This is a genomic window from Streptomyces sp. NBC_00704 (genome assembly GCF_036226605.1).
In the GTDB taxonomy this organism is placed as follows: Bacteria; Actinomycetota; Actinomycetes; order Streptomycetales; family Streptomycetaceae; genus Streptomyces.
The window spans coordinates 2,983,272-3,008,713 of record NZ_CP109000.1; the positions used below are offsets into that span (position 1 = coordinate 2,983,272).

23 protein-coding genes and 2 tRNA genes are annotated in these 25,442 nt (G+C 74.3%); 17 read left to right on the forward strand and 8 right to left on the reverse strand.

From position 1 onward, the window contains the following. The first annotated feature begins 90 nt into the window (after positions 1-90). Positions 91-609: a hypothetical protein gene (locus OG802_RS13045; RefSeq protein ID WP_329410252.1), complete on the forward strand. Its 519-nt coding sequence runs from the start codon at positions 91-93 to the stop codon at positions 607-609. Positions 610-658: 49 nt separating this feature from the next. Here OG802_RS13045 and OG802_RS13050 read toward each other — a convergent pair whose 3' ends face one another. Together OG802_RS13050 and OG802_RS13055 are read right to left on the reverse strand one after the other, a co-directional pair. Further along, positions 659-1,528 carry a spermidine synthase gene (locus tag OG802_RS13050; protein ID WP_329410254.1) on the reverse strand — a complete coding sequence of 290 codons (870 nt, stop codon included), beginning with the start codon at positions 1,526-1,528 and terminating at the stop codon, positions 659-661. A gap of 243 nt (positions 1,529-1,771) precedes the next feature. Then, positions 1,772-2,164, reverse strand: a complete 393-nt coding sequence (locus OG802_RS13055; RefSeq protein ID WP_329410256.1) for a hypothetical protein — start codon at positions 2,162-2,164, stop codon at positions 1,772-1,774. A 257-nt stretch (positions 2,165-2,421) separates the two neighbouring features. Here OG802_RS13055 and OG802_RS13060 point away from each other — a divergent pair, with 257 nt between their 5' ends. Continuing rightward, the gene (locus OG802_RS13060) at positions 2,422-3,882 is read left to right on the forward strand and encodes a hypothetical protein (RefSeq protein ID WP_329410258.1); all 1,461 of its coding nucleotides are present in this window, start codon (positions 2,422-2,424) and stop codon (positions 3,880-3,882) included. A gap of 80 nt (positions 3,883-3,962) precedes the next feature. On the opposite strand, the gene OG802_RS13065 is transcribed toward OG802_RS13060, so the two are convergent. Next, positions 3,963-4,556, reverse strand: a complete 594-nt coding sequence (locus OG802_RS13065; protein ID WP_329410260.1) for a histidine phosphatase family protein — start codon at positions 4,554-4,556, stop codon at positions 3,963-3,965. A 221-nt stretch (positions 4,557-4,777) separates the two neighbouring features. Between OG802_RS13065 and OG802_RS13070 the strand changes: the two genes are divergently transcribed. The 7 genes from OG802_RS13070 to OG802_RS13100 all read left to right on the forward strand — a co-directional run bounded on the left by OG802_RS13070 (position 4,778) and on the right by OG802_RS13100 (position 11,500). After that, positions 4,778-5,731: a phosphatase PAP2 family protein gene (locus OG802_RS13070; protein WP_329410262.1), complete on the forward strand. Its 954-nt coding sequence runs from the start codon at positions 4,778-4,780 to the stop codon at positions 5,729-5,731. Then, on the forward strand, positions 5,628-6,872 hold the full coding sequence (locus OG802_RS13075) for a hypothetical protein (RefSeq protein WP_443055231.1): 1,245 nt from the start codon (positions 5,628-5,630) through the stop codon (positions 6,870-6,872). The genes OG802_RS13070 and OG802_RS13075 overlap by 104 nt, the downstream gene beginning before the upstream one ends. Continuing rightward, positions 6,863-8,587, forward strand: a complete 1,725-nt coding sequence (locus tag OG802_RS13080; protein ID WP_329410265.1) for a hypothetical protein — start codon at positions 6,863-6,865, stop codon at positions 8,585-8,587. The genes OG802_RS13075 and OG802_RS13080 overlap by 10 nt, the downstream gene beginning before the upstream one ends. Continuing rightward, positions 8,584-9,924: an AAA domain-containing protein gene (locus OG802_RS13085; RefSeq protein WP_329410267.1), complete on the forward strand. Its 1,341-nt coding sequence runs from the start codon at positions 8,584-8,586 to the stop codon at positions 9,922-9,924. The genes OG802_RS13080 and OG802_RS13085 overlap by 4 nt, the downstream gene beginning before the upstream one ends. Positions 9,925-10,207: 283 nt before the next feature. Beyond that, positions 10,208-10,576, forward strand: a complete 369-nt coding sequence (locus OG802_RS13090; protein ID WP_329410269.1) for a hypothetical protein — start codon at positions 10,208-10,210, stop codon at positions 10,574-10,576. 272 nt (positions 10,577-10,848) lie between these two features. After that, a complete protein-coding gene (locus tag OG802_RS13095) occupies positions 10,849-11,436 on the forward strand; it encodes a bifunctional DNA primase/polymerase (protein ID WP_329410272.1) in 588 nt (195 codons plus the stop codon). Continuing rightward, positions 11,427-11,500 (forward strand) — tRNA-Lys (locus OG802_RS13100). Before OG802_RS13095 ends, OG802_RS13100 begins: the two co-directional genes overlap by 10 nt. A gap of 62 nt (positions 11,501-11,562) precedes the next feature. Here the strand turns inward: OG802_RS13100 and OG802_RS13105 are convergent. Continuing rightward, positions 11,563-12,843 carry a M6 family metalloprotease domain-containing protein gene (locus tag OG802_RS13105; protein WP_329417034.1) on the reverse strand — a complete coding sequence of 427 codons (1,281 nt, stop codon included), beginning with the start codon at positions 12,841-12,843 and terminating at the stop codon, positions 11,563-11,565. Positions 12,844-13,167: 324 nt separating this feature from the next. On the opposite strand from OG802_RS13105, the gene OG802_RS13110 reads away from it, so the two are divergent. Then, positions 13,168-15,048, forward strand: coding sequence for a putative bifunctional diguanylate cyclase/phosphodiesterase (locus OG802_RS13110; protein ID WP_329410274.1), 1,881 nt, complete (start codon positions 13,168-13,170; stop codon positions 15,046-15,048). On the opposite strand, the gene OG802_RS13115 is transcribed toward OG802_RS13110, so the two are convergent. Then, on the reverse strand, positions 15,027-16,100 hold the full coding sequence (locus tag OG802_RS13115; RefSeq protein ID WP_329417036.1) for an LLM class flavin-dependent oxidoreductase: 1,074 nt from the start codon (positions 16,098-16,100) through the stop codon (positions 15,027-15,029). The two genes, OG802_RS13110 and OG802_RS13115, sit on opposite strands and share 22 nt — an antisense overlap. 210 nt (positions 16,101-16,310) lie before the next feature. Beyond that, a complete protein-coding gene (locus OG802_RS13120; RefSeq protein ID WP_329410275.1) occupies positions 16,311-17,042 on the reverse strand; it encodes a maleate cis-trans isomerase family protein in 732 nt (243 codons plus the stop codon). A gap of 405 nt (positions 17,043-17,447) precedes the next feature. Here OG802_RS13120 and OG802_RS13125 point away from each other — a divergent pair, with 405 nt between their 5' ends. Continuing rightward, on the forward strand, positions 17,448-18,410 hold the full coding sequence (locus OG802_RS13125) for a D-2-hydroxyacid dehydrogenase (protein ID WP_329410277.1): 963 nt from the start codon (positions 17,448-17,450) through the stop codon (positions 18,408-18,410). A gap of 36 nt (positions 18,411-18,446) precedes the next feature. On the opposite strand, the gene OG802_RS13130 is transcribed toward OG802_RS13125, so the two are convergent. Further along, the gene (locus OG802_RS13130; protein WP_329410279.1) at positions 18,447-18,944 is read right to left on the reverse strand and encodes a cupin domain-containing protein; all 498 of its coding nucleotides are present in this window, start codon (positions 18,942-18,944) and stop codon (positions 18,447-18,449) included. Positions 18,945-19,400: 456 nt separating this feature from the next. On the opposite strand from OG802_RS13130, the gene ehuB reads away from it, so the two are divergent. The 6 genes from ehuB to OG802_RS13160 all read left to right on the forward strand — a co-directional run bounded on the left by ehuB (position 19,401) and on the right by OG802_RS13160 (position 23,743). After that, positions 19,401-20,327 carry an ectoine/hydroxyectoine ABC transporter substrate-binding protein EhuB gene (ehuB, locus tag OG802_RS13135; protein WP_329410281.1) on the forward strand — a complete coding sequence of 309 codons (927 nt, stop codon included), beginning with the start codon at positions 19,401-19,403 and terminating at the stop codon, positions 20,325-20,327. Continuing rightward, positions 20,327-21,097 carry an ectoine/hydroxyectoine ABC transporter permease subunit EhuC gene (ehuC, locus tag OG802_RS13140; RefSeq protein WP_329410283.1) on the forward strand — a complete coding sequence of 257 codons (771 nt, stop codon included), beginning with the start codon at positions 20,327-20,329 and terminating at the stop codon, positions 21,095-21,097. The genes ehuB and ehuC overlap by 1 nt, the downstream gene beginning before the upstream one ends. Continuing rightward, positions 21,094-21,741, forward strand: a complete 648-nt coding sequence (gene ehuD, locus OG802_RS13145) for an ectoine/hydroxyectoine ABC transporter permease subunit EhuD (RefSeq protein ID WP_329410285.1) — start codon at positions 21,094-21,096, stop codon at positions 21,739-21,741. Before ehuC ends, ehuD begins: the two co-directional genes overlap by 4 nt. Next, positions 21,731-22,555 (forward strand): ectoine/hydroxyectoine ABC transporter ATP-binding protein EhuA, encoded by an 825-nt coding sequence (gene ehuA / locus OG802_RS13150; RefSeq protein WP_329410287.1) that lies wholly within the window; start codon positions 21,731-21,733, stop codon positions 22,553-22,555. Before ehuD ends, ehuA begins: the two co-directional genes overlap by 11 nt. Before the next feature lie 241 nt (positions 22,556-22,796). Further along, positions 22,797-23,555 carry an IclR family transcriptional regulator gene (locus OG802_RS13155; protein WP_329410289.1) on the forward strand — a complete coding sequence of 253 codons (759 nt, stop codon included), beginning with the start codon at positions 22,797-22,799 and terminating at the stop codon, positions 23,553-23,555. Positions 23,556-23,669: 114 nt separating this feature from the next. After that, positions 23,670-23,743, forward strand: a tRNA-Lys gene (locus OG802_RS13160). On the opposite strand, the gene OG802_RS13165 is transcribed toward OG802_RS13160, so the two are convergent. Continuing rightward, positions 23,709-25,400 carry an AMP-binding protein gene (locus tag OG802_RS13165; RefSeq protein WP_329410291.1) on the reverse strand — a complete coding sequence of 564 codons (1,692 nt, stop codon included), beginning with the start codon at positions 25,398-25,400 and terminating at the stop codon, positions 23,709-23,711. The two genes, OG802_RS13160 and OG802_RS13165, sit on opposite strands and share 35 nt — an antisense overlap. Positions 25,401-25,442 lie beyond the last annotated feature (42 nt).

Sequence of the window (25,442 nt, forward strand, 5' to 3'; positions counted from 1 at the left end):
CGCGGCTGTGGACGACCGGTGGGGCGCGTACCCGGACGTCGCGCCCCACCGTGCGACACGGGTGAGGCGGGTGGGGCAAGATGGCCCGCGATGCGCAGAGGACTCGTACACGTACTGGCCTGGTCGCTCGCCACCGGCGCGGCGGCCACGCTGTCGTGGTGGGGCGTCCACACGGCGATGGCGGGCACGGTCTACGACCCCCCGCGCGCCCTGCCGCTCACCGCTGCCGACGCGGGCAGCCGGGAGCCGGGACCCGACGTCTCCCCGACGCCTCCTCCCGCCCCGCCCGCGAGCGCCTCCCCGCGCCCGAGCCGCACGCCCGCCGCGCCGGCCCCGTCGAGGACGGCGACGACCGGTCCCTCCCCCACCGCCTCCGCGACGGCCGGGAGCACCGTCCGGAGTTACGACACCGACGGCGGCCGGGCCGTCTTCGACCTCGGCCGGACCTCGGCGACCCTCGTCTCGGCGACGCCGGGCGCGGGCTGGTCGATGCAGGTGTGGAAGACGGAGTCGTGGATCCGGGTGGAGTTCGCCTCCGGCGCGGACCGGGTGTCGGTCTTCTGCACCTGGCACGACGGGCCGCCCCGGGTGGAGATCGGGACGTACTGACCGCGGGGGCCGACGCCTCCGCGGCGGACCGGCCGCCGCCCGCGCGGTGTCAGCGGAACGCCGAGGGAGGGGGCGCGGGCGAGGCCACCGCCGTGGCGTCGGCGACCGGCGCCGCCCCGCCGGTGAAGTCGGTGAGCGCGCGGCCGTGTTCGACCCGGCCGGGGTGCGGATCGGAGGCGGCCCGGCGGGTCAGTTCGGCGATCGGCAGGGGCAGGTCGGAGGCGACGAGCACCGCGTTGCCGAACCGTCTGCCCCGCAGCACGGTCGGGTCGGCGACCAGCGCGAGATCCGGGAAGCGCGCGGCCGCGGTGGCGATCTGACCGCGCAGGTGGGCCAGCGGCGGGCCGTCGGCGATGTTGGCGGCGTAGCATCCGCCGGGCTTCAGCGCCCTGCGGACCTCGTCGAGGAACTCGGCCGAGGTGAGGTGGGCGGGTGTGCGGGCCCCGCTGAACACGTCGGCGACGACCAGGTCCGCCCAGCCGTCCGGCACCTTGGCGAGCCCCTCGCGCGCGTCGACGGAGCGGACCCTGATCCTCGCGTTCGGGTCCAACGGCAGTTCACGGCGGACCAGTCGGACGAGGGCGGCGTCGCGTTCGACGACCTGCTGGGTGGAGCGGGGGCGGGTGGCGGCGACGTACCGCGCGAGGGTGAGGGCGCCGCCGCCGAGGTGCACGACCTGAAGCGGTCTGCCGGGCGGGGAGGCGAGGTCGATGACATGGCCCAGGCGCCGCTGGTACTCGAAGGAGAGGTGGGCGGGGTCGTCGAGGTCGACGTGCGACTGGGGGGCTCCGTCGAGGAGCAGCGTCCAGGCCCGCGGCCGGTCCCGGTCGGGCACGAGCTGGGCGAGTCCGCCGTCGACGGTCTCGACGACGGAGGCGTCGGCTTCCCGCCCGCGCCGCGTGTTCCTGGACTTTGCCATGACAACATTTTCGCAGGCCGGTCAGGCGTTCTGCGCGCCCGCCGACGCGGGACCCCGCACGCGCGCGTGGGAGCGGCCGGCGGCTCGTGCGGGCCGGGCCGCGCACGGCGCGCGGACCCGCGCAAGGTCCTCGGGTCACCCGGCGGCGGAAGCCTTCCCCGACTGCCGTGCGGCAGCCGTCCGGCAGCCGCCATGCAGCCGTCGCCGACAGTCGTCGGGCAGGTCAGGCAGGTCAGGCAGTCGTCACCGGCAGCTGTCCGCCGCCTCGATCAGCCGGGCCGCCTCGCCCAGCGCCCGCCGCAGGGCCGCCGGATCCGTCGCCAGGTCGGCCTCGCCGGGCGGCACCAGCCAGTCCGCGCCCCGGGGGGCGGGCGCGGGGGCGAGTCTCAGCCCGCGGCCGTCGGTCCCGGTGCAGGTGCTGCCCGGCACGTCCCAGGCCGCCGCCGTCCCGGCCGGCACCACGAAGCCGAGGGTGTCGTCGCCGTCGTCGTGCAGCACGGGTCCCATCCCGTCCCCGGGCGACGACGCCCTTCGCAGGATGTCGACCGCCTCCAGCCCCTGACGGGTGGGCACCGTCACCACGTCGCACGCCGCCCCCGGCGGCATAGAAGGATCGTCGCTCTGCCTGGTCGCCATCCCGGCCTCCACCGCGCAGCCCGCCTGTAGTCCGCAAGGTTCAACGGCGCTCGGCGTCAAGGGCTACGGCGGAAGTCCGCCGCAAAGGATGGCAGTTCATGGCAGATCACGGATGAGATATCCGGTTTGTAGCCAAACACCGCGTGACGGCCCGATCACAGCAGGTACGTTCTTGCCCGCCGGGAACAAGGGTGCCACAAGGACACGTCACCCCCTGCTCCGGCATGGTTCGACGGTTCGCACGAGAGGACCCGGCCATGGCGTCGTCAACGGTGACACCACCTCGGCCCGACCGGCCACCACGGCCCAACCTCGCCTTCCGCCGACTGCGCGGACAACGCTCGCCGGCCGAGTTCGCCGCACTCGTGCGGCGGGCCGCGCTCGAGATCGGCGAGCAGGTCAGCTGCGACGCGCGCTACATCGGGCGGGTCGAGGCCGGTGAGATCCGCTGCCCCAACTACGCGTACGAGCGGGTGTTCCTGCACATGTTCCCCGGCCGCACGCTCACCGACCTGGGCTTCGCGCCCCGCTCGACCGTTCGCGGCCGGGGGGCGCGCGGCCCCGGGGAAGCGCCCCGCGCGCACCTGACCGGGCCGGCGCGAACCACGGGTGACGAGCCCGACACGGGTGAGACGAGTGGAGCGCGCGAGCCGTATGACACGCAGAACCCGTACGACACGCACCACGACCACGAGGAGAGCGACGTGCTGCGTCGCGCATTCATGACCGGTGGGGGCGCCACGATGGCCGTCGCCACCCTGGGCCCCTTCGGGTTCGCCCACGACGCGTCCACTCCGGCGCGCTCCGTGCGCCGCGCGGGGACGAGCGAGGCGGGCGCCCTCGAAGAAGCGGTCCGCAGGATCCGGCTGCTGGACGACCGGCACGGGGCCGACGGCCTCTACCGGCGCGCGGCCGCTCCGCTGCGCGCCGCCTACGCGCTGCTGGACGCCGGGACCACCCGGCAGACGACGGCCGACCGGCTCCACTCGGGCGCCGGGGAGCTGGCCATCTCGGTGGGCTGGCTCGCGCACGACTCGGGCCGCTTCGACGACGCCCGCTCGCACTACGCCGAAGCCCTGGCGACGGCGAGGATGACCGGGGACGAGGCCCTGGAGGCGCACGCCTTCTGCAACACCGCGTTCCTCGCCCGGGACGCCGGCCGCCCGCGCGAGGCCGTGCGGGCCGCCCAGGCCGCCCAGCGCGTCGCCCGCCCGCTGGGCTCGCCCCGGCTGATGTCGCTGCTCGCGCTGCGCGAGGCGGGCGGCTGGGCCGGGCTCGCCGACCGGACCGGCTGCGAACAGGCCCTGGTGCGCGCGCAGGCCCTCTACGACCGTGGCCCCTGCGACGACGACCCCGAGTGGATGAGCTTCTACGGCGAGGCCGAGCTGGAGGGGCTCACGGCGCAGTGCTGGTCCACGCTGGGCGAGTGGCCGCGCGCGGCCCGGCACGCCGGGCGGGCCGCGCAGCTCCAGGACCCGCACTTCACCCGCAACATCGCCCTCTACACGGCCGAGTTCGCCGACGATCTCGCGCGCGGGGGACGGCCGGACGAGGCCGCGGTCGCCGGGATGCGGGTCCTGGACCTGCTGGACCAGGTCCAGTCGTCCCGGATCCAGACCATGCTGGCCGGAACGGCGCGGGTGCTGCTGCCGCACCGGCGCGCCGGAGGCGTCTCCGCCTTCCTGGAGCGGCACGCCTCGACACCCCGCGTGCCCTGACCGGGGACGGCGGGGGCCGGGACTGCCGGGTGTGGAGGTGGGGACGGTCAGGTGTGTGGGGCCGCCGTGGGACGGGCCGGTCAGGCCAGATGGCCGAGGTCGTTCCAGCTCTCGATCGCCGGTTCGCCGTACGCCCAGCCCAGCACCGACAGCGACGTCGGGTGGAGACGGATCCGCGCCGCGAAGTCCAGCGGCAGTCCCAGCCAGCGTGCCCCTATGGAGCGGAGGATGTGACCGTGGGCGAAGACCAGGACGTCCCGGTCGGCCGAGCGGGCCCAGGCGACGACCTCGTCCGCGCGGGCCGTGACGTCGGCCAGGCTCTCCCCGTCGGGCACGCCGTCGCGCCAGATGAGCCAGCCGGGCCGGACGGCCTGGATCTCGGCGGGAGTCATGCCCTCGTAGGCGCCGTAGTGCCACTCCAGGAGGGTGTCCCAGGTCTCGGCCCGTTCGCCGAAGCCGGCCAGCTCGCACGTCTCCCGCGCGCGGACCAGCGGACTGGTGCGCGTCTCCACGCCCTCGAGGCCCCCGTACGGCGCCCGGTGCAGCCGCTCGCCCAGCAGTTTCGCGCCCCTGCGGCCCTCCTCCAGGAGGGGGACGTCGGTCCTGCCGGTGTGCTTTCCGGACAGCGACCACTCCGTCTGTCCGTGCCGGGCCAGCAGGATGCGCGGTGCCATGGGGGACCTTTCCGGGAGAACCCTGGGAGGAACCAGGGCTGCGATCAGGGGCGGATCCCCTCCATCATCGCTCACCCTGAACAGGGGCAACCCGGCGGGCGATCTCAGCGTCTTTGAGATCCGGGGCGCTCATCGCCGACTCGTCCACACGCCGTAAAGTGACCCGTCCCGCGCCATCGGCGCCGCAGCGACCACACAGACCAGAAGGGGGAGGCGATCGGATGCCGCAGACCGAGACACCAGGCACCGAGGCGGCCCCGCGGGCACGGCTGCGCTGGTGGACCGAGCTGCCCCTGATCCTGCTGGTGTACGTCTGCTACTCGGCGGGCCGGCTGCTCGCGCGGGGCGACGTGAGCACCGCCGTCGACCACGGCCTGGCGATCCTGCGCATCGAGAAGTTCCTGCACATCAACGCCGAGCACCCGCTCAACAGACTGTTCAGGACCGAGGCGTGGATCGGCGTGCCGGCCGACTTCTGGTACGCGTCCCTGCACTACCTGGTCACCCCGGCGATCCTGGTGTGGCTGTTCCGGTCCCGGACGCTGCACTACCGGGCGGCCCGCACCTGGCTGCTGGCGTCCACCTTCATGGGCCTCATCGGCTTCACGCTGATGCCCACCTGCCCGCCCCGGCTGCTGTCGGCGGGCCACGGCTTCGTCGACACGATGGCCCAGTACAGCTCGTACGGCTGGTGGGGCGGCGAGGCGAGCGCCCCGCGCGGCATGGGCGGGATGACCAACCAGTACGCCGCCATGCCCAGCCTGCACGTGGGCTGGGCCCTGTGGTGCGGCGTGATGCTGTGGCGGCACGGCGGCACGCGCACGGCCAAGACCGCCGGCGTCCTCTACCCGCTGGTGACGACGCTCGTGGTGATGGGCACCGCCAACCACTACTTCCTCGACGCGGTCGCGGGCGCGGCCGTCATGGGCCTCGCCCTGCTGCTGACCCCGTCGGTGCTGCGCGGCGCGGACCGCGCGCGGGCGTATGTCACGGCCCGGATCCCGCTCGCCCCGGCGGCCTCCGCGGACGCATCGGCCTCGATTGTCAGTGACGGATGCCAGACTTCCACGGGTGAGCGAATTCCACGGCAGCGCGAGTCACGGCCCCGGCCGGCAGCCGACCCCGAAGCCTCTCCCGCCGACGCGGGCGACGGCGCTCCGGCAGCGGCTCGCTGAGCTGCGCGGTCCCGACGTACCGGCCAAGGCGCTGGACGCCCGGGCCCTCGCGGCGCTCGCCGCGAACCCGGGCTGCAAGCGGCGCGCCATCCTCGACGGCGCCGGGGTCGACAAGGCGGCGCTGGCCGGCGCGCTGGGCTCGCCCTCGGCCTTCGGGCAGTCGCAGTTCGCCCTGACCCGCGGCAACGCCTTCGAGGCGAAGGTGAAGGCGGACGGCGGCGCGGAGCTGCTGCGGCTGGTGCACGAACGGCTGGACCCGGCGGCGCCGCCGCCCGTCGACGCGGCGGTGCCCGAGCTGTCGGCGATCGGCCCCGAGGGCCGCACCGCGCGCACCGCGCTGGCCCTGCGCGAGGCCACCGCGGCGACCGGCGGCTGGACGCTCCTGGACCACCCGATGCTCTCGCTCGACGTCGCGGGCTCCGCCGCCTTCCTGGAACCGGACGCCGTCGTGGTGCACCCGGACGGCAACTGGACGGTCGTGGAGATCAAGTCCTTCCCGATGCTGGACGGCTCGGCGGACCCGGCCAAGGTCGGCGCCGCCGCCCGGCAGGCCGCCGTCTACGTGCTGGCCCTGGAGGAGGTCGCCGCGCGCCTCGACCCGCCCGCGCGCGTGCGCCACCGCGTGCTGCTCGTCTGCCCCAAGGACTTCTCCAACCTGCCCACCGCCTCCGCCGTCGACGTGCGCAAGCAGCGCGCGGTCACCAGCCGCCAGCTGGCCCGGCTCACCCGGATCCAGGACATCGCCGACACCCTCCCCGAGGGCGCCTGCTTCTCCCCCGAACTGCCCGCCGAACAGCTCACGGCGGCCGTCGAATCGGTGGCGGCGACCTACGCGCCCGAGTGCCTGGCCGCCTGTGAGCTGGCCTTCCACTGCCGTGACCGCTCCCGCGCGGCCGGCGCGGTCACCTCCCTGGGCCGGTCGGTGCGGGCCGAACTGGGCGCCCTGACGACCGTCGACGAGGTTCTGGCGGCCGCCCGCGGCGAGGCCGGCGACCCACGGGACCCGGCGGTGGCCGCACTGCGCAGAGCCGCCGCGCTGCGGGCCGAGGCGCTGGAGACGGCCGTCCCGCACGCACGGTCGGCGCACGCGCCGTCGGACGGGCGGACGCCGGACGCCGGGGCGGTGCCCGCGTGTCGCTGATCGCCACCCTCGCCCGGCTCGAGGCCGTCGCCACCGGCCGCGCCCAGCCCACCGCCACCGTCCGCCACCGGCGCCTGTCCGAGCGGCCGCTCGTCCTCGTGCCGCTGACCACCGCGGGTGAGGCCGGCGCCCCGCTGGGCGCGCTGGTCGGCACCGACCGCAACGCGCCGCGCCTGCTCGTCGTGCCGCAGCCGCGCGACCGCGACCTGCGGTTCGCGTTCCTCGCGGAACTGGCCGACATCGTGCTGCCCCACATCGACTCCTACGCCGACGACGTGGAGGCCGCCGAGCGCAACGAGACCGACCCGGAGACCGGCAAACGCGTCAAGGTCGAGGTCGAACTGTGCGCCGACGCGCCCCAGCTGATCGTCCCGAGCCGCGCGGGCGTCGACTACGTGCGCCTCCTGGGCCGCTCCATGCGCTTCCGGCGCACGACCGAGCAGGATCCGCAGACGCCGTATCCCGCGCCCCCGCGCGTGCCGCTGCTCGGACGCTGGCTGACCCACTTCGGGGAGCGTTCGCGGGTGCCCGGCTCGTCCCTGCTGCTCGCCGTCACGGAACTGCTGGGCCGGCACTGGGCCACGGGGCAGTCCAGCCTGGAGGACCAGCACCTGGGGGCGCTGCTGGCCTGGATCGACCCCCCGCCGGGCGAGACGGGCGCGCGGGCGGCGTTGCGGGCCGAGCTGGCACGGGACGCCGGCGGTCAGCTGCTGTGCCCGCCGGCCGGCCCGGCGACCGACCCGGCCTTCGACAACAAGCTGCTCGCCCCGGCCATCGAGCGCTACGACCGCGCGCGCACCGCCCTTGCCGCCGCCGAGGACGGGCTGGAGGCCGACGAACGGCTGGGCGCGCTCACCGCCGCCGAGGGCGAGATCCGCGCGCTGGTGAGCAGCCGGACGCTGCCCACCTGGGACGCGGTGTGGCGCGGCCTGGACCTGCTGCGGTCGCTGCCGGAGGGCGCGCACGTCGAGGAGCGGTGGACGCGCGACCGCTGGTCGTTCACCGGCCACCGCGACCGGGTCGTCGCCGGGGAGCCGCCGCAGCCGCGCCGGGACGACGCGGTCACCGCCGCGAACAAGCTCGCCACACGCGAGCGCGAACAGGCCCGCCTGGAGGCCCAGGAGGCGCTGGACGACCCGCTGGTGATGGCTGCGCGGCGACTGGCCGGAGAGGCGTTCACGGGCGAGGTCGTCGACGTCGTCATGGCGTACGGCGAGGGGAAGAGGCCGAGCCCGCGCCCGCTGGTCACCGTCCGCACGGAGGACATGCCGCATCTCGCGGAGCGCGCCAAGGTGTACCGGTCGCTGGGCGGAAAGCCGCAGGCGGCGGAGTTCGTGCGCTGGGAGGACCCGGACGGCACGGACGGCACGGGCAACGCGGAGGGCGCGGTCGGCACAGCAGGCCCTGAGGGCACGGACGCCCCGGGCGCCGCGGGCTTCGAGGACGGCGCGGGCCGCGGGGGCGGAGCGGGCGGTGTGGCCGGCAGCGGTCTGCTCGTGCTGCGGATCGTCGACAAGATGGGCCGCGGCAAGGAGCCGGAGGCGGGGTCCGTGCCGGAGAAGGGCGACCGGCTCTGCTTCACGCTCTTCGAGCACGAACAGCGCGGCGGCGCCAAGCTGCCCGACCCGGAGGACACGCCGTGGACGCACGGCGGGCCGCCCGGCGAGCAGCCGCCCGAGTCCCCCGACTCCATCACCCAGGAGGACCTTCTGTGACCACCGAGGCCGCCGTCGACCCCGGCACCGCCGCGACCCTGGCCACCGACGCCATCCTGCGCGACACGCTGCACGGCACCGCGCGCGGGGTGGTCGTCGACTCGCCGCCGGGAGCCGGCAAGTCCACGCTCGTCGTCCGCGCCGCGCTCGAACTGGCCGACGCGGGGCGCTCGCTGATGGTGGTCGCCCAGACCAACGCCCAGGTGGACGACCTGGTCGCGCGGTTGGCGCGCAAGAGCCCCGAACTGCCGGTGGGCCGGTTGCACAGCAGCGACGCCGACCCGTACGACAAGGCGCTGGACCGGCTGCCGAACGTACGGAAGTCGGCGAAGGCGGGGGAGCTGACCGGGCTGCCGGTGGTCGTCTCCACCGCCGCCAAGTGGGCGCATGTGAAGGTAGACGAGCCCTGGCGGCACGCCATCGTGGACGAGGCGTACCAGATGCGGTCGGACGGGCTGCTCGCGGTGGCCGGGCTGTTCGAGCGGGCGCTGTTCGTGGGCGACCCCGGACAGCTGGACCCGTTCTCGATCGTGGGCGGCGAGCAGTGGGCGGGCCTGACCTACGACCCGTCGGCGTCCGCGGTGTCCACCCTGCTCGCCCACAACCCGCGGCTGCCGCAGCACCGGCTGCCGGTGTCGTGGCGGCTCCCGGCGTCCGCCGCGCCCCTGGTCTCCGACGCGTTCTACCCGTACACCCCGTTCCGCAGCGGGACGGGCCACGGCGACCGGTCGCTGTCCTTCGCCGTCCCCTCGGACGGCTCGGGCCCCGACCGGGTGATCGACGAGGCGGCGGAGTCGGGCTGGGGCCTGCTGGAGCTGCCCGCCCGGCACACCCCGCGCACCGACCCGGAGGCGGTGCGGGCGGTCGCCACGGTGGTGCGGCGCCTCCTGGACCGGGGCGGCGCGGCCCTCTCGGAAGGCTCCCCCGGCCCGGCCCCGCTGACCGCCGGCCGGATCGCCGTCGGCACGGCGCACCGCGACCAGGCGGCCGCGGTGCGCGCGGCGCTGACCGAGCTGGGCGTGGCGGACGTGACCGTGGACACGGCGAACCGGTTGCAGGGCATGGAGTTCGACGTCACGGTGATCCTGCACCCGCTCTCCGGCCGCCCCGACGCCACGGCCTTCCACCTGGAGACGGGCCGCCTGTGCGTCCTGGCCTCCCGCCACCGGCACGCGTGCGTGGTGGTGTGCCGGGCGGGGGTGAGCGACCTGCTGGACGAGTACCCCTCGACGGAACCCGTCCAGCTGGGGACGCCGGCGAAGTTCCCGGACGGCTGGGAAGCAATGATGTCCACATGGGATCACTGGTCCGAGCACCGGGTGGTCTGGCGTCCCTGACCGCCACTCCGTCACCCCCGGGCGGGCGATCAGCGCACTCCGGCCGATCCGCCGGACGGAGATCGGCCCGCTACCGGAGGCGGACGCCGTGAGCCCGGGGCGCGCGCCCGGCGGGGTGAGCCGGCGCGTGTGCCCGGCGGGGCCGGGAACATCGGGGGGCGTTCGCGGCTTGAGAGTCGGGGGCCGAATGGCTCCCGTGTCACCGGGGGACAATGGAAGGTGGTCCACTCCACCGGCGCCGTCCACCGGTGGTGCCGTCCGAACCGTACGAGGAGGCCGAGACATGGCGGAGCCCACGCCGCGCCGGAACGAACCGCGGCTACGCCCCGCGCCCCTGCTCTTCGAGCCCGCCGAGGCGACCGCTGACCCGGAGCATTTCTTCGACCTGGAGTCGATGGACGATCCGGGGGCGCTGCTGGCGCGGGCGACGGAGCTGACGCTCGCGTTCCGGGCGGCGGCCGACCGGGCGGTGGAGTTCCAGGCCGTGGCGGCCGCGCAACTCGCCGATCCGCGCCGCTTCGACCGGCTGACGGCGGCGGACATCGCCGACCGGGCCGAGTGGACCGAGGACTACGCGAAGAAGATGGTCGAGTTCGGCCGCGATCTGCTGCGCGGCGACGCCGAGGGCCGGGGCCCCGCCGACACGCTCTGAACACCCCCCGACGGCCCCCACGGCGCCGCTCGCCCGCGTCCCCCGCTCGCCCGCGTCCCCCGGTCGCCCGGTTTCCCGGTCCCGGTCCCGCGCTCGCGCTCGCGCTCGCGGCAACCCTGCCGCTCCCGCCGGTCGGCCGGTGCCCGCCGTGCCGGCACTTCAGGCCTCCCTGGCATATGCCGGGCGGGCAAGATACTCCTCCTCGTCGCCGTGTGTCCCGTTTTCCGGCAACTCTGTGAAATCACCTGTTCACTCCAGGTAGACCTGACGGCATGAGCAGCGCATACGACGAACCTCTCGGCGTCACCCCGGACGGCGCGGCCTGGCTGGCGTCCGCCGGAACGTATCCGCGCAGCACCCTCGCGTTCTGGGAGGAGCGGCCGCAGGCCCCCGTGGTCCTGCCGTGCGGCTCGGTGTTCGACATCGTGAGCGCGCCCGCGCTGTTCGGGCGGCTGATGCTCGACCGGCTGTGGAGCGAGGGGCCGGGCTCCGGCCCGGTGGCCGCGTTCCGCGGACGCACGCTGCTGTTCGCCGCGCCGGGCACCGCCCAGCGGCTTCCGTCGCTGCTGGAGTGGGAGGAGTGGGGCGCCGACGGCCGCCGGGAGGGCCGCGCCGCGACCGTGCCGCCGCTGCTGTGCCACGGCACCGGCGACGCGGTGACCGTGCCCGCGCTCACCCCCTCCGACGCCGGGTGCGCCACCCGCTGGATGGTGGCCCCGGACACCCGTCACCCCTGGCTGCCGGGGCCCGAGATCCTGCTGTGGGCGGCGGTCCGGGCGGCCCGCTCGGCGGTGCGCATATCGATTTCTCCTCCCCCCGACCAGGATGCTAAGGTCTACGACGTCAGCAGGCGCCGCTAGCTCAGTTGGTTAGAGCAGCTGACTCTTAATCAGCGGGTCCGGGGTTCGAGTCCCTGGCGGCGCACAGACGGCAGAGGCCCCTCGCGGAAGCGAGGGGCCTTTCGCATGCCCGGCGCGGGCGCGCTCTCAGAGGTTCACGCCCGGCGTGATCTTCACCGCCCACTCTCCCGACGCGGTGCGCGCCTCCACGTCGACGCGGACGCCGCTGCCGGGGACGGTGAAGCTCTCGCCGAGCCCCACCGGGGCGTCCGCGAGGGGCGGATAGACCGAGTTCTCCCAGCAGGCCTCGGTGTGCGGGTGCGCGTCGAGCACCTCCACGGGGCCGCGGCCCGAGCGGGCGCCGCTGCTCACGCGGTAGACGAGGATGCCGGCGCGGCAGGCCGCGCGGTCGCTGCCCATCGGGCCGCGCGCCTCGAAGGCGAGCGCGCTGTCGGGACCGGTGCGCACCACCGCGAGCTTGACGCCGTCGCCGAGTCCGAAGGCCGGCGGGCCGGAGGCGCGGGCGACCGGCACTCCGGGTCCCGCGGCCAGCGGTTCCAGGGTCAGCCGGGTGGGGCCCGGGCCGTGGACGCACGCCACCTGGCGGTCGTCCAGCCAGCCCAGCTTCCACTTGTGCCAGGCGAACAGGTCGGGGGCGAGGCCGAACTGGCTGCCCATCAGGTCCCAGTCGCCCACGTAGGTGTCCCAGTCGCCCTTGCCGTCGGCGGGCCGGTGGTAGAGGTCGGGGAGGTCGAAGACGTGCCCGGTCTCGTGGGCGAGGACGAGCCGGTCCGGGGGGTGCTTCTCGAAGACGGTGACGACGCGGGGGATGTCCGTGCCGTCGGCGTGCAGCGGGGTCTGGAGGTTGACGACCTTCGTGGCGTCCGAGTCGACGCCGGGCGCGTCCGGGTCGGCCACGAAGTAGACGAGGTCGTAGCGGGAGAAGTCGACGTGCGGGTCGGCCGCGGCGAGGGCGTCGCGCAGGTAGGCGGCCCGGCCCTCGGGGCTCCAGTCGCGCTGTATGGCGTAGGCGGTGGACGGCTTCGGCATGCGGATCCACTGCTTGAGCGGGTGCGAGCGCAGGGCGAACCTGCCGTAGGACGCCTGGCGGAAGAAGCGGCTGGTGGCCGGGAAGTGGTCGGCGGCCAGTTCGGCGGGGGTGGCCATGGGCGTCCAGTCGGGGAAGGACAGGAAGACCATGACCGCGTCCAGGGCGCGCGTCGGGCGGGGGTAGGCCGTGTTCCAGGTGTCCAGGCCCTCGGAGTGGTGGGCGTCGGTGCGGGCCAGGGCGCAGGGCGTCGCGGAGTAGGGCCCGGCGACCGAGGGGCCGCCGATCAGGGAGGTGGCCGCGAGCGCCGAGAGGGTGGTGAACACGGCCGCCGTGCTGCGCAGTCGGGGGCAGGGGAACAGTCGCACGGGTCGCGGCAGACGCGGCACAGAGACCTCCGGAGGCGGTTCACGGGACACCGCCACCCAGCCTGTGTGAATTTGTCGTACTACGCCCTGTTTGTCTGCCCCAGACGAGTGAGGCGGCGGGAAACGGGCATCACCCCGACACCCCCGGAATTCTCACGGAACGTCACAAGCGGTCGTCCGCCCTCAGAACGGGGCCAGGTGCGGGCAGAAACGATCTGTCAGAAGGGTGGGTTGTTCCGGGACACTGGGCAGTGGCTGCGCGGGTCCGGGGGCAGCCTCTATGATCGGCAGACTTTCCTGCACGGACAGAGATCGAGTGCACTGCGGGAGCGAGCGGTGAGCGGAACGTCCGAAGGGCCGACGCCCGCGGCAGACCTCGACCGGTCAGCCGTCACAGAGAGTGACATCGACAGTACGGAAGGCGGCCCGCCGGGGCGCCGGCCGCCGGCCTACCGCTCCGTCTTCGGCGCGGCGCCCCTCGCCATGGCCGTCGTCGACGGCGAGGGCCGCGTCGTCGACGCCAACGACGCGCTCGGCGCGCTCCTCGGCGGCGGCAGCGCGGCGCTGGTCGGACGGGTCGCCTCCGACCTGCTGGACCTGGCCTCCGACCCGCGGACCTGGCACGCCTACCGCGAGGTGCTGCGCGGCCGGCGGGCGAAACTGCGCTGCACCCGGCGGCTGAAGCAGCCCGACGGCCGCTCGCTGTGGACGCAGATCACCGTCTCCCCGCTCGACGCGGGCGAGCCCGGTGTGCTGCTGTCCGTCACCGACGTCAGCGCCCACCGCGACCTCCAGGCGCGGCTGCGCCATCTTCAGATGCACGACCCGGTGACCCGGCTGCCCAACCGCACCCTCTTCTTCGAGCGGGTGTCGGCCGCACTGGAGGCGGAGGCGTACGAACAGAGCGGAACCGGCCGGATCGGCCTGTGCTACCTGGACCTGGACGGCTTCAAGGCCGTCAACGACACCCTCGGGCACCGCGTCGGCGACCGGCTGCTGGCCGCCGTCGCCCAGCGGCTCACGGAGTGCGCCGCCGCGGCCGGGCAGACCCGGCCGAGCGTGCCGCTGGTGGCGCGGCTCGGCGGCGACGAGTTCGCCCTGCTGGTCGAGGACTCCACCGGCACCGACCAGCTCGCCGACCTGGCCGAGTGCGCGCTCAAGGCGCTCCAGGCGCCCTTCGACCTGGCCGGGCACCGGCTGAACGTCTCCGCGTCGATCGGGGTCGTGGAGCGGCACGCCGCCGGCACCACGGCGACCGGGCTGATGCAGGCCGCCGACACGACCCTGTACTGGGCGAAGGTGGACGGCAAGGACCGCTGGACGCTGTTCGACCCCGAGCGCAACGCCCATCTGATGACCCGGCAGGCCCTGGCGTCCACGCTGCGGCCCGCCATCGAGCGCGGCGAGTTCCGCCTCGACTACCAGCCGCTGGTCGGCATGTCCGACGGCCGGCTGCGCGGGGTGGAGGCGCTGGTGCGGTGGGACCACCCCCGGTTCGGGCTGCTGTCGCCGAATCGGTTCGTCGCGCTCGCCGAGGAGGACGGCTCGATCGTCCCGCTCGGACGATGGGTTCTGGCCACCGCCTGCCGGCAGGCCCGCCAGTGGCAGCTGGACAACCCCGACGAGGAGCCGCTGTTCGTCAGCGTCAACGTGGCGGTCCGTCAGGTGTGGGACTCCGACCTGGTGGCGGACGTGGCGAGGATCCTCGCCGAGACCGGGCTGCCGCCGCATCTGCTGCAACTGGAGCTGACCGAGTCCGCGGTGATGGGCTCGGCGGGACGGCCGTTGCAGGCGTTGCAGGCGCTCAGCGAGATGGGCGTGGGGATCGCCATCGACGACTTCGGCACCGGCTACTCCAACCTGGCCTATCTGAGCCGGCTGCCGGTGTCGGTGCTGAAACTGGACGGGTCCTTCGTGCGCGGCTTCCAGTACGAGAGCGACAAGGAGGGGGGCGCCCCGCCGAACCCGGCCGACCAGGTGGTCGTCGAGGCGATGATCGACCTCGCGCACCGGCTGGGGCTGACCGTCACCGCCGAGTGCGTGGAGACGTCCGCGCAGGCGACCCGGCTGCGCAGCATCGGCTGCGACACCGGGCAGGGGTGGCTGTACTCCCGCCCGGTGTCCCCGGACCGCATCTCCGAACTGCTCGGGGCGGACACCGGGACGCGGCCCGCCCCGGACCCCGGCACGCAGTCCTACGCCGTCGGCAACCCGTAGGCGTCGGCGACCAGTTCGTAGGAGCGCAGGCGCAGCTCGCCGCGGTGGGCGTGGCTGGTGAGCATCAACTCGTCGGCGCCGGTGCGCTTGTGCAGTTCGTCGAGTCCGGCGCGGACCTCGTCGGCGGTGCCGTGGACGATGTTCGCGGTCCAGGAGTCGATGAACTCCCGCTCCATCGGGCCCAGTTCGTAGCCCTCCGCCTCCTCGGGGGAGGGGAACAGGCCGGGGCGGCCGCTGCGCAGGCGAAGCATGTTGACGCCGGTGGCCAGGACCTGGCGGCGGGCCTCGCGCTCGTCGTCGGCGGCGAGCACGGAGACGCCGATCAGGGCGTAGGGCTCGGCCAGCACCGCGGACGGCCGGAACGACTCCCGGTACAGGTCGAGCGCCGGGACGGTGTTCTGCGCGGAGAAGTGGTGCGCGAAGGCGAAGGGCAGGCCGAGCACCGCGGCCAGCCGGGCGCTGAAGCCGGAAGAGCCGAGCAGCCACACCGGCGGCCGGTGCGAAGACTGGACGCCGCCCGGCGACGAGCCCTGCACCGGGCCGGGGATCGCGTGGATCCTGCGATAGGGGTGGCCGTCGGGGAAGTCGTCGTCCAGGAAGCGGATCAGCTCGGCGAGCTGCTCGGGGAAGTCGTCGGCGCCCTCGTTCAGGGTGGCGGACCGGCGCAGGGCGGCGGCCGTCGCGCCGTCCGTGCCCGGGGCGCGGCCCAGTCCGAGGTCGACGCGGTGCGGGGCCAGCGCCTCCAGGGTGCCGAACTGCTCGGCGATGACCAGGGGCGCGTGGTTGGGCAGCATGACGCCGCCGGAGCCGAGCCGGATGCGCTCGGTGTGCGCGGCGAGGTGGGCCAGGATCACGGCGGGCGAGGAGGACGCGACGCCCGGCATGGAGTGGTGCTCGGCGACCCAGTAGCGGTGGAAGCCGCGTGACTCGGTGAGCCTGGCGAGGTCGACGCTGGTGCGCAGGGCGTCGGTCGCGGTCCGGCCGGAGCCGACGGTGACCAGGTCCAGCACGGACAGGGGCACGGGGGCGCTCCCGAGCGCGGTACCGCGGATCTCGTCCGCGGCCGCGACACCGGTCGCCGCCGTTCCGGTGGCCGACGCCTCGGCTCCGGCCGTACCGGTCGCCGCCCCGGTGGCCGTCGTCTCGTCCGCCGTCTCGTCCGCCGCCACGGGGGTCCTCCTGTCGTCGACCGTGTGTCCGTCCTCGTCGCACCAACAGGAGGCTGTCCCCGCTTATTCCCGGCCGCCGGGCGGTCCACCGGCTCAGACCTGCACGGTCGGCTCCCGGACGAACAGCGCGCCGAGCCCCGGCGCGTGCACGCGGCGGTCCGTCAGGCGCAGCGCCTCCCAGACGGTGACCTGGTTGGCGGTCAGGACCGGCTTGCCGAGCGCGTCCTCCAGCGCGGGCAGCCAGGCGGCCGTGTGCAGGGCGGTGCCGGGCAGCAGGACCGCCTGCGCGTCGGGGGTGTCGGCCGCCCGCGCGAGGGCGAGCACCTCCGCCTCGCCCCACGCGCCGGCCTCGGCCGCGCCGGCGGCCCCGCCGCCGCGCACGCCGGTCACCTCCAGTCCGCCCGCGCGCAGGAAGTCGGCGAACAGCGCGCTCACGTCCTGCGGGTAGACGGCGGCGACGGCGACCCTGGCGGCCCCGACCTCGCGGGCCGCGTGCACGAAGGCGAAGGAGGTGGAGGAGGCCGGCATCCCGGCGGTGACGGCCAGGGTGCGCACCTGCTCCTGCGCGCCGTCCCAGCCGTGCACGAAGCCGCCGCTCGTGCAGGCCCACACGACCGCCTCGGCGCCGGCGAGCCGCAGCTGCTCAATGCCCTTCGCGAGCCGTTCGGGCGCGCCGATCCCCCTGAGCGCGTCGATCCGGTGCGTGTCCTCGCCGGCGTCCGTGTGGACCAGGTCCACCCGGATGTCGCTGCCCAGGAGCTGCTCGATGCGGGGGTAGTCGTCCTCGGCCGAGTGGCCCGGGTAGAGGAATCCGAGTGCGGTCATGTCCAGCCTTCCTGCTGCTGCTCTTCGTCCGGCGGTACCGGGCCTCGCGCGGTGCGGAGCGTCGCCGCGGCGCACGGGTGTCCGGCGGTTCGGCGGGCCGCGCGCGCCGGGGCTTCCAGCAACGCCTGTACGGTCCCACCGCTCGGGTACCCAGTCGGCGCAACGCCGCCCACACGGTCACCTGGTTGGCCGAGATGACCCGTATGCACGATTCGGGCTCCGGACGGGGGCCGGGCGGGGCCGGGGCCCGGGAGCGGCGCGGGACGGCCGGGCCGGGAGCAGCGGCGGACGGGCGCGGACGCAACGCGGCGGCGCGGCGGCCGTGTTGACGACCGCGGGTCCGGGTGCCAACGTGGTCGATCCGCGCACGTCGGACACGCGGGTCACGGACGAGGGGGGCACCGGATGGGCGACGCCCCGGAGGCTCTCCCGACGCTGCTCGTCCTCGACGCCGACCCCCTCCCCCGGCTGGGGCGGCTCACCGGACGGGCCCGGGTGCTGCACACCGACGAGGCCTCGCTCGCGGAACGGCTCCCGGCCGCGGACGTGCTGCTCGTCTGGGACGTCACCTCGCACGCGGTGCGCGCCGCCTGGCCGGGCGGGGGCCCGCGGCCGCGCTGGGTGCACACCGCGAGCGCGGGCGTGGACCATGTGATGTGCCCGGAAATCGCCGCGTCGGACACGGTGGTGACGAACGCCCGCGGCGTCTTCGACGAGCCGATCGCCGAGTACGTCGCCGCGCTGGTGCTGTCGATGGCCAAGGACCTGCCCCGCACCTGGGAGTTCCAGCAGCGGGGCGCGTGGGTGCACCGGGAGACCCGGCGGGTCGCCGGGGGCCGGGCCGTGGTCGTCGGATCGGGGCCGATCGGACGGGCGATCGCCCGCACCCTGAAGGCGCTAGGGCTGACCGTCGCGGTCGTCGGCCGGGTCCCGCGCACCGGCATCCACGGCCCGCAGGACCTGGACCGGCTCCTCGCCCGCGCCGACTGGGTGATCGCCGCCGCCCCGCTCACCGAGCAGACGCGCGGCATGTTCGACACCCGCCGGTTCGGCGTGATGCAGCCCTCCGCGCGGTTCGTGAACGTCGGCCGCGGACCGCTGGTCGTCGAGGACGCGCTGGTGCGGGCCCTGGAGCGGCGCTGGATCGCGGGCGCCGCGCTGGACGTCGTCACCGACGAGCCGCTCGCCCCCGACAGCCCGCTGTGGCGGGTCCCGGGGCTGCTGATCTCCCCCCACATGAGCGGCGACACCATCGGGTCGTCCGACGAACTCGGCGCACAGTTCGTCGACCTGTTCGAGCGGTGGGCGGCGGGCCGGCCGCTGAAGAACGTGGTCGACAAGCAGCGCGGCTACGTGCCCGGCCACTGACGGCCCAGGGGCCGGTCCCGGCGGGGGCGCGGGCGGTCAGGCGGTGGCCGGGGCGGTGCGGCGCAGCTCCTCCTGCCAGACCGGGCTCGCGAAGTAGTGGTTGTCGTACCGCTCGGAACCGGCCCGGATCTCCTCGACGTCCGCCTCGCCTCGGTACACCCGCTCCAGCAGCCGGTAGTAGTCGAAGCGGTGCAGGCCGGGGGTGAACAGGACGAGCAGTTCGGCGGTGCTGTCGACGCCCGGCGCGAACGCGTGCGGGACGGTCGGCGGGACGGTCAGGAAGTCGCCGGCGCCCAGGGTGCGCACCTCGTCGCCGACCAGGAAGCGCATCGTGCCGTCGAGGACGAGGAAGACCTCGGTCGCCTTGGTGTGGAAGTGGGCGGGGGCGCCGGGCGAGCCCTTGGCGAAGGTCGCCTTGTTGGCGGTGACGGCTCCGTCGGTGGCACCCGCGTCGGCGAGCAGGGTGATCAGGCTGAGGGCGCCGTCCTGCACGGTCTCGGCGCGGTCGGCGCGGACGAGGAGGGGGCTGCTCATGGGGACTCCCGGAGGTCGGTCGATGGTCCGCGGACGAGGCCGCAGGACCGGCACACAGATCAATCTAGGCGGCCGAAAGACCGGGAGAGAGGTTCAATTCCGAGGCACTTCCGTGGGTCAATGCGGTGGGTCGATGCCGTGGGTCGATGTCGTGGGTCGATCCGGCCGACGGCCGCACGTGCGCGCGGCGGGACCGCCCGCCGGGCGGCGGAACCGGGGCGGAGCCGGGGCGGAACCGGGGCGCTCGCGCGGGCGGGGACGCCCCGGTTCCGCCGCGGGCTCGGCGGGCGTCTTTGCCATGGCGACGATCCGCTCCTGACCTGCGCGACTCCCGCGGACGGACCGGCCGGGCAGGCAGGCCCGCCCGGCGGACGGCGGAGCGGGCGGCGGGGTGGGCGGCCATCCGGGCCGAAAGCGATCGGCATGACTCGCGTGAAGTCGGGTAGCTGCGCGCCCATGGCTCGACCACATGCAAACCGACCAGAAACCGCCGGCAGACCCTCCCGAGGGCTGAGCCGCCGTTCGCTCTTTGCGGGAGCGGTGTCGCTGGGCATCGCGGGAGGCCTCGGGGCGGCCGGGTGCAGCCGCGTCCCGGACGGCGGAAAGGTGCTGGGCGGCAGCCTCCTGGACACCCTGCGCGATCAGGGATCCGTGAAGATCGGCATCGCGAGCGAGCCGCCCTTCGGCTACGTCGGGGACGACGGTCAGGCCACCGGAGAGGCGCCCGCGATCGCGGAGGCGGTGTTCAGGAAGCTCGGCATCGACGACGTCAAGCCGGTGCCCGTGGACTTCGGCGCCCTGATACCCGGCCTGAAGGCCCGGCAGTTCGACGTGGTGTCCGCGGGGATGTACATCAACCCGGTCCGCTGTGAGCAGGTGCTGTTCGCCGACCCGGACTATCTGATGCTGGACTCGTTCATCGTCAGGAAGGGCAACCCGCACGGCATCAGGACGTACGCCGACGTCAAGAAGAAGGGGCTGAGACTCGCCTCCGGGAAGGCGTACGCCCAGATCGACTACGCCAGGGCGGCGGGCATCGGCGACGTCCTGGTCCTGCCGGACCAGGTGGCCGGGCTGGACGCGGTGGCCCAGGGCCGGGTGGACGCGTTCGCGGGCACCCGCATCACGGTCAGGTCGGCGGTGGCGGGCTCCGCGCGCGTGTCGGCGACCGAGCCGTTCCAGCCGGTGGTCGACGGCAAGCCCGCCTACGGCGCGGGCGGCTTCGCCTTCCGGCAGTCCGAGCGGAACCTCCGCGACGCCTTCAACGCGGAACTGCTGAAGCTCAAGCAGGACGACTACCGGCAACTCCTGGAGATCGTCGGCCCGTTCGGGTTCACCAAGGCCGACATGACGGACCTGACGGCGAAGGAGCTGTGCGGCTGATGATGAGTGCGCAGTTCTTCACGACCTGGTTCCTGCCGGGCGTCTGGATCACCGTCCAGGTGACCTTCCTCTCGGCCGTCCTGGCCGCGGCGGTCTCCTTCGCGATCGGTCTCGCCCGCGGCTCGCGCCTGTGGATCGTCCGCTTCGTGGCCGGCGTCTACTTCGAGGTCTTCCGCGGCATGTCGGCGCTGGTGCTGATGTTCTGGATGTTCTTCGCGCTGCCCCTCTTCGGCTGGCAGCTGGAGCCCCTGTGGGCCGGCGTGAGCGCGCTGGGCCTGACCTACGGGGCCTACGGCTCCGAGATCGTCCGCGGCTCGCTGGCCGCCGTCCCGACGGCGCAGAAGGAGGCGGGCGTGGCGCTCGACTTCACCCGGTGGCAGCGGCTGCGCCTGATCGAACTGCCGCAGGCCTGGCCGGAGATGATGCCGCCGTTCAACAACCTGCTGATCGAGCTGCTGAAGGGCACCGCCCTGGTCTCGGTGATCACGGTGGCCGACATGACGTTCGCGGGCAACCTGCTGCGGCTGGGCACCAACGAGACCACCCCGGTCTACACGCTGCTGCTGGTCCTCTACTTCGTCCTCGCCTTCGTCATCACCCGCGGCATGCGGATGCTGGAGCGCAAGGCCAAGGCCGGGGTCGGCGAACTGCCGCGCACGCCGCGCGGCGGCGGTGGCGGCGGTGGTGGTGGTGGCGGGACCGGCGCGGGCGGCGGCGCGCGCGGCACGGGCCTGCCCGCCGGTTCGCGGTCCGCGGGAGGTGTGCGATGAACTGGGACTGGAACGTCGTCGACGCCTTCATGCCGCGGTTCTGGGACGGAGTGCTGGTCACCCTCCAGGCGCTGGCCGTCGGCAGCCTGATCGCCTTCGCCCTGGGCCTGGTCTGGGCGCTCGCGCAGCGCTCCGCGCGCGTGTGGGTGCGCTGGCCGGTCGTCGCGGTGACGGAGTTCATCCGCAACACCCCGCTGCTGGTGCAGCTGTTCTTCCTGTTCTACGTGGTGCCGAACTTCGGCCCCTCGATGTCGCCGCTCGCCACCGGGATCGTCGGCCTCGGGCTGCACTACTCCACGTACACCGCCGAGGTCTACCGGGCGGGCATCGACGGCGTCCCGGCCGGCCAGTGGGAGGCGGCCACGGCGCTGAGCCTGTCCAGGGGCCGCACCTGGCGGGTGGTGATCCTGCCGCAGGCGATCCGCCGGGTCGTCCCGCCGCTGGGCAACTACGTCATCGCCATGCTCAAGGACTCGCCGATGATCGCCACCATCGGCGCGTTCGACATGCTCGGCGAGGCCCAGACCTTCAGCAACGAGACCTTCACCACGGAGGCGCTCACCGTGGTGGGCGTGGCATTCATCGTCATCGCCTACCCCGCCTCCCTCCTGATCCGACTCCTGGAGCGACGCCTTGTCCGCTGACACCGACACCGCACAGACCGCCGACGCCCTCGCCAACCCGCCGGTGGACGGCAGCGAACTGATCCGCTTCGACCAGGTCACCAAGCGGTTCGGCGACAACACCGTCCTCGACCGGCTCGACTTCTCCGTCGACTCCGGCAAGCACGTCACGCTGATCGGCCCGTCCGGCTCCGGCAAGACGACGATCCTGCGGCTGCTGATGACGCTGGCCACGCCCGACGAGGGCACGATCAGGGTCGGCGGCCAGTACCTCACCCACGAGGAACGGAACGGCAAGCTCGTCCGGGCCGGCGAGAAGCACGTGCGCGAAGTCCGCAAGAACATCGGAATGGTGTTCCAGCAGTTCAACCTCTTCCCGAACATGAAGGTGCTGCGCAACATCACCGAGGCGCCGGTCACCGTCCTCGGCCTGTCCAGGGACGAGGCCGAGGAGCGCGCCCGCGAGCTGCTCGAACTCGTCGGCCTGAGCGAGCACGTCGACAAGTACCCCACGCAGCTGTCCGGCGGCCAGCAGCAGCGGGTGGCGATCGCCCGGGCGCTGGCGATGCGGCCCCAGGTCCTGCTGCTGGACGAGGTGACCTCCGCGCTGGACCCGGAGCTGGTGGCCGGCGTCCTGGACGTGCTGCGGGACATCGCCCGCACCACCGACATCACGATGCTCTGCGTGACGCACGAGATGAGCTTCGCGCGGGACATCTCGGACCAGGTCCTGATGTTCGACGCGGGCCGCGTCATCGAGTCGGGCCCGCCGGAGAAGATCTTCAGCGAGCCGGAGCAGGAACGCACCCGGGAGTTCCTCGGCGCCGTGCTGTGACCCCGGCCCGGCCCTCTGCGCCGACGTCAGGCAAGGGGGCCGGGCGCGGGGGGCTGGGCACAGGGGGCCGGACAGAGAAGGCCGGGCATATGCTGTCGGAGTAATCCCCGCGAGGGGAGCGGGCGGAATCCTCTCCACCCCCTCCCCGCAGGGCAGTTGGCCGTTATGGTGGAAGCGGTTCACTGACCGGATTACGGCCCACTACAGCAGCGCAGCCGGCACGGCTGACGCAGGGGGAACCGTGGCGCTGAAGCACGAGCCGACCGCGCCGTACCACTCGGCCCAGGAGGCGCTGCGCGTCCTGGAGACGGTGGCACGGCACTCCACCGGTGTCACCGACGACGAACTCGCCCGCGGCAGCGGCCTCGGCGCGGAGCGGCTGACCACGCTCCTGCGCATGCTGCGCCGCGAGGGCTATGTGGAGCAGATCGCCGACGGGGCGTACGTCACCGGCGACGCCCTCGCCCGGCTGGGATCCGCGCACCACCGGGAACAGGCCCTGCACGACAAGCTCCAGCACACCCTGGACCGGCTCCGCGACTGCGTCGGCGCCGCCGTCTACATCAGCCGGTACGTCGACGGAGAGGTCACGATCACGCAGTACGCCGACGGCCCCGCCACGCCGTCCGTCCACGAATGGGTCGACTTCCGCTCCTCGGCGCACGCCACCGCGCTCGGCAAGAGCCTGCTCGGCCAGCTCGACCACAACGGCCGCCGCGACCACCTCTCGCGGCACAAGATGGCCCGGCTCACCTCGCGCACCATCACCAGCGACAAGCTGCTGCTCTCCCGTCTGGAGGCGCAGCCGCCCACGGTCCCGGTGCTCGATCTCCAGGAGTACGCGATCGGCACGGTCTGCGCGGCCGTCCCGATCACCGCCGGCGCCACGGCCGGCTGTCTGGCCCTGTCCCTGCCGGTCGCCCACGCCCACCGGCTGCGCGAGGCGGCCGAGACCCTGAACAGGAACGCGGCGCCGGTACTGCTGTCGCTGGCCATCTGAGACCGGCCCCCGGCGGGCACGGCGAAGCGTGCGGCGGGGTGGTCGGGAGCACCCTCGCGGACCAGGTAGTATTTTCTCCGTCGCCAGCCGCCGAAGGCGGAGGGCGGGAGTCATGCGCCGCTAGCTCAGTTGGTTAGAGCAGCTGACTCTTAATCAGCGGGTCCGGGGTTCGAGTCCCTGGCGGCGCACAGTGGAAGGGCCTCTCGTGGACACGGGGGGCCCTTCGCCTTGCCCGGCGGGACCGGTCCGGACGGCCTCCCCCGCCGCGAGCCGACGGTAGCCGCCCTCTCCGGGCGGACGCCACCACACGGGGTCGGCGCAGTGCGGCCCCTCGTGCCGCAGCAGCGCTCGGTGGATCTTGTTCGTGGCGGTGACGGGCATCCGCTCCACCACCCGCACGAACCGGGGCGCCATCTTCGTGCCGAGGTCGGGCTGGGCGTCCAGGAAGGCGGCGAAGCCGGCCGGGTCGAAGGTCCCGGCCAGCGCCGCCATCACCTGGTCCCCGGTCACCGGGTCCGGCACCGCGTAGACGGCGACGGCCGCCGCCCCCTCGTACCGGGCGAGGATGTTCTCGATCATCGCCGCGGCCAGGTTCTCGCCGTCGACGCGGAGCCGGTCGTCGGTACGGCCCGCGAAGTACAGGTAGCCGGCCCGGTCGCGGAAGAAGAGGTCGCCGGTGCGGTACGCGCCGTCCGCGCCGCGCCGCTCCGCCTCCGCCGCGGGGTTGCGCCAGTAGCCCTCGAACGGGTTCGGCCCCCGGTTGACCAGTTCGCCGATCGCCTCGTCGCCGTTCAGCAGCCGTCCCGCCGCGTCGAACACGGCCGGCGGACACTGCGCGCCCGTCTGCGGGTCGAGGACGACGAGACCGGCGCCCGCCCGGCCGACCGCCCCTGCCGGAGTCCCCGGCGACCACTGCACGGCCGCCCCGCCCTCGGAGGAGCCGTATCCCTCCACGAGCCGCACGCCGAACCGCCGCTCGAACGCCGCCGCGTCCACCGCGCCCGCCTCGGTGCCGAAGCCCAGCCGCAGCACGTGGTCGCGGTCGTGCGGGCCCGGCTCGGTGGCCAGGACGTACTGGACGGCCCGGCCGACATAGGTGAAGTAGGTCGCCCGGTAGCGCCGTACGTCGCTCAGGAAGCCGGACGCCGAGAAGCGCCGGCGCAGCGCGACCCCGGCGCCGGCCGTCAGCGCGGGCGCCCAGTCGGCGATCACCGCGTTGCCGTGGAACATCGGCATGCACACGTAGTGGACGTCGTCCGGGCCGACGGAGAACTGTCCGGCCAGGGAGCGGCCGGCGGCGGCCAGCCGGCCCTGGGTGCAGATCGCGGCCTTGGGCGCGCCGGTCGAGCCGGAGGTGAAGTAGAGCAGGAGCCGGTCGGCCGGGGTGGCCCGCGAGGGGTCCGGGCGGGCGTCCGCGTAGGGGGCGAGGAGGGCGCCGTACTCCGCCGTGTCCGTGCTGAGCAGCCGGACTCCGGGCAGGTCGAGGCCCCGGAGGAGCCGGAGGCGGTCGGAGTCGGTGATCAGCAGCCGGCACTGGGTGTGCAGGATGTCGCGGGCCAGTTCGGGGCCGCGCCGGGTGGAGTTGATCCCGGCGACGGCCGCCCCCGCGAGGGCCGCGGCCGCCAGCCACAGGGGGAACTCCGGGGTGTTGTCCAGCAGCACGCCCAGATGCGGCGGGCCGTCCGGTGGCAGCAGGTCGTGCAGCAGGGCGGCGCGGGCGGCGGCGCCCGAGGCGACCTCGTGGTGCGTGAGGACGGTGTCCTCGCACCACAGTCCCGGCCGGCGGTCGCCCCAGCGGGCCGCGACGAGTTCGGCGACGGTGCCGGTCGCCCCGGTGGACTCCATGGCAGCGAACGGTAGTTGACGTACCGTCAGAAGTGGAGGGCC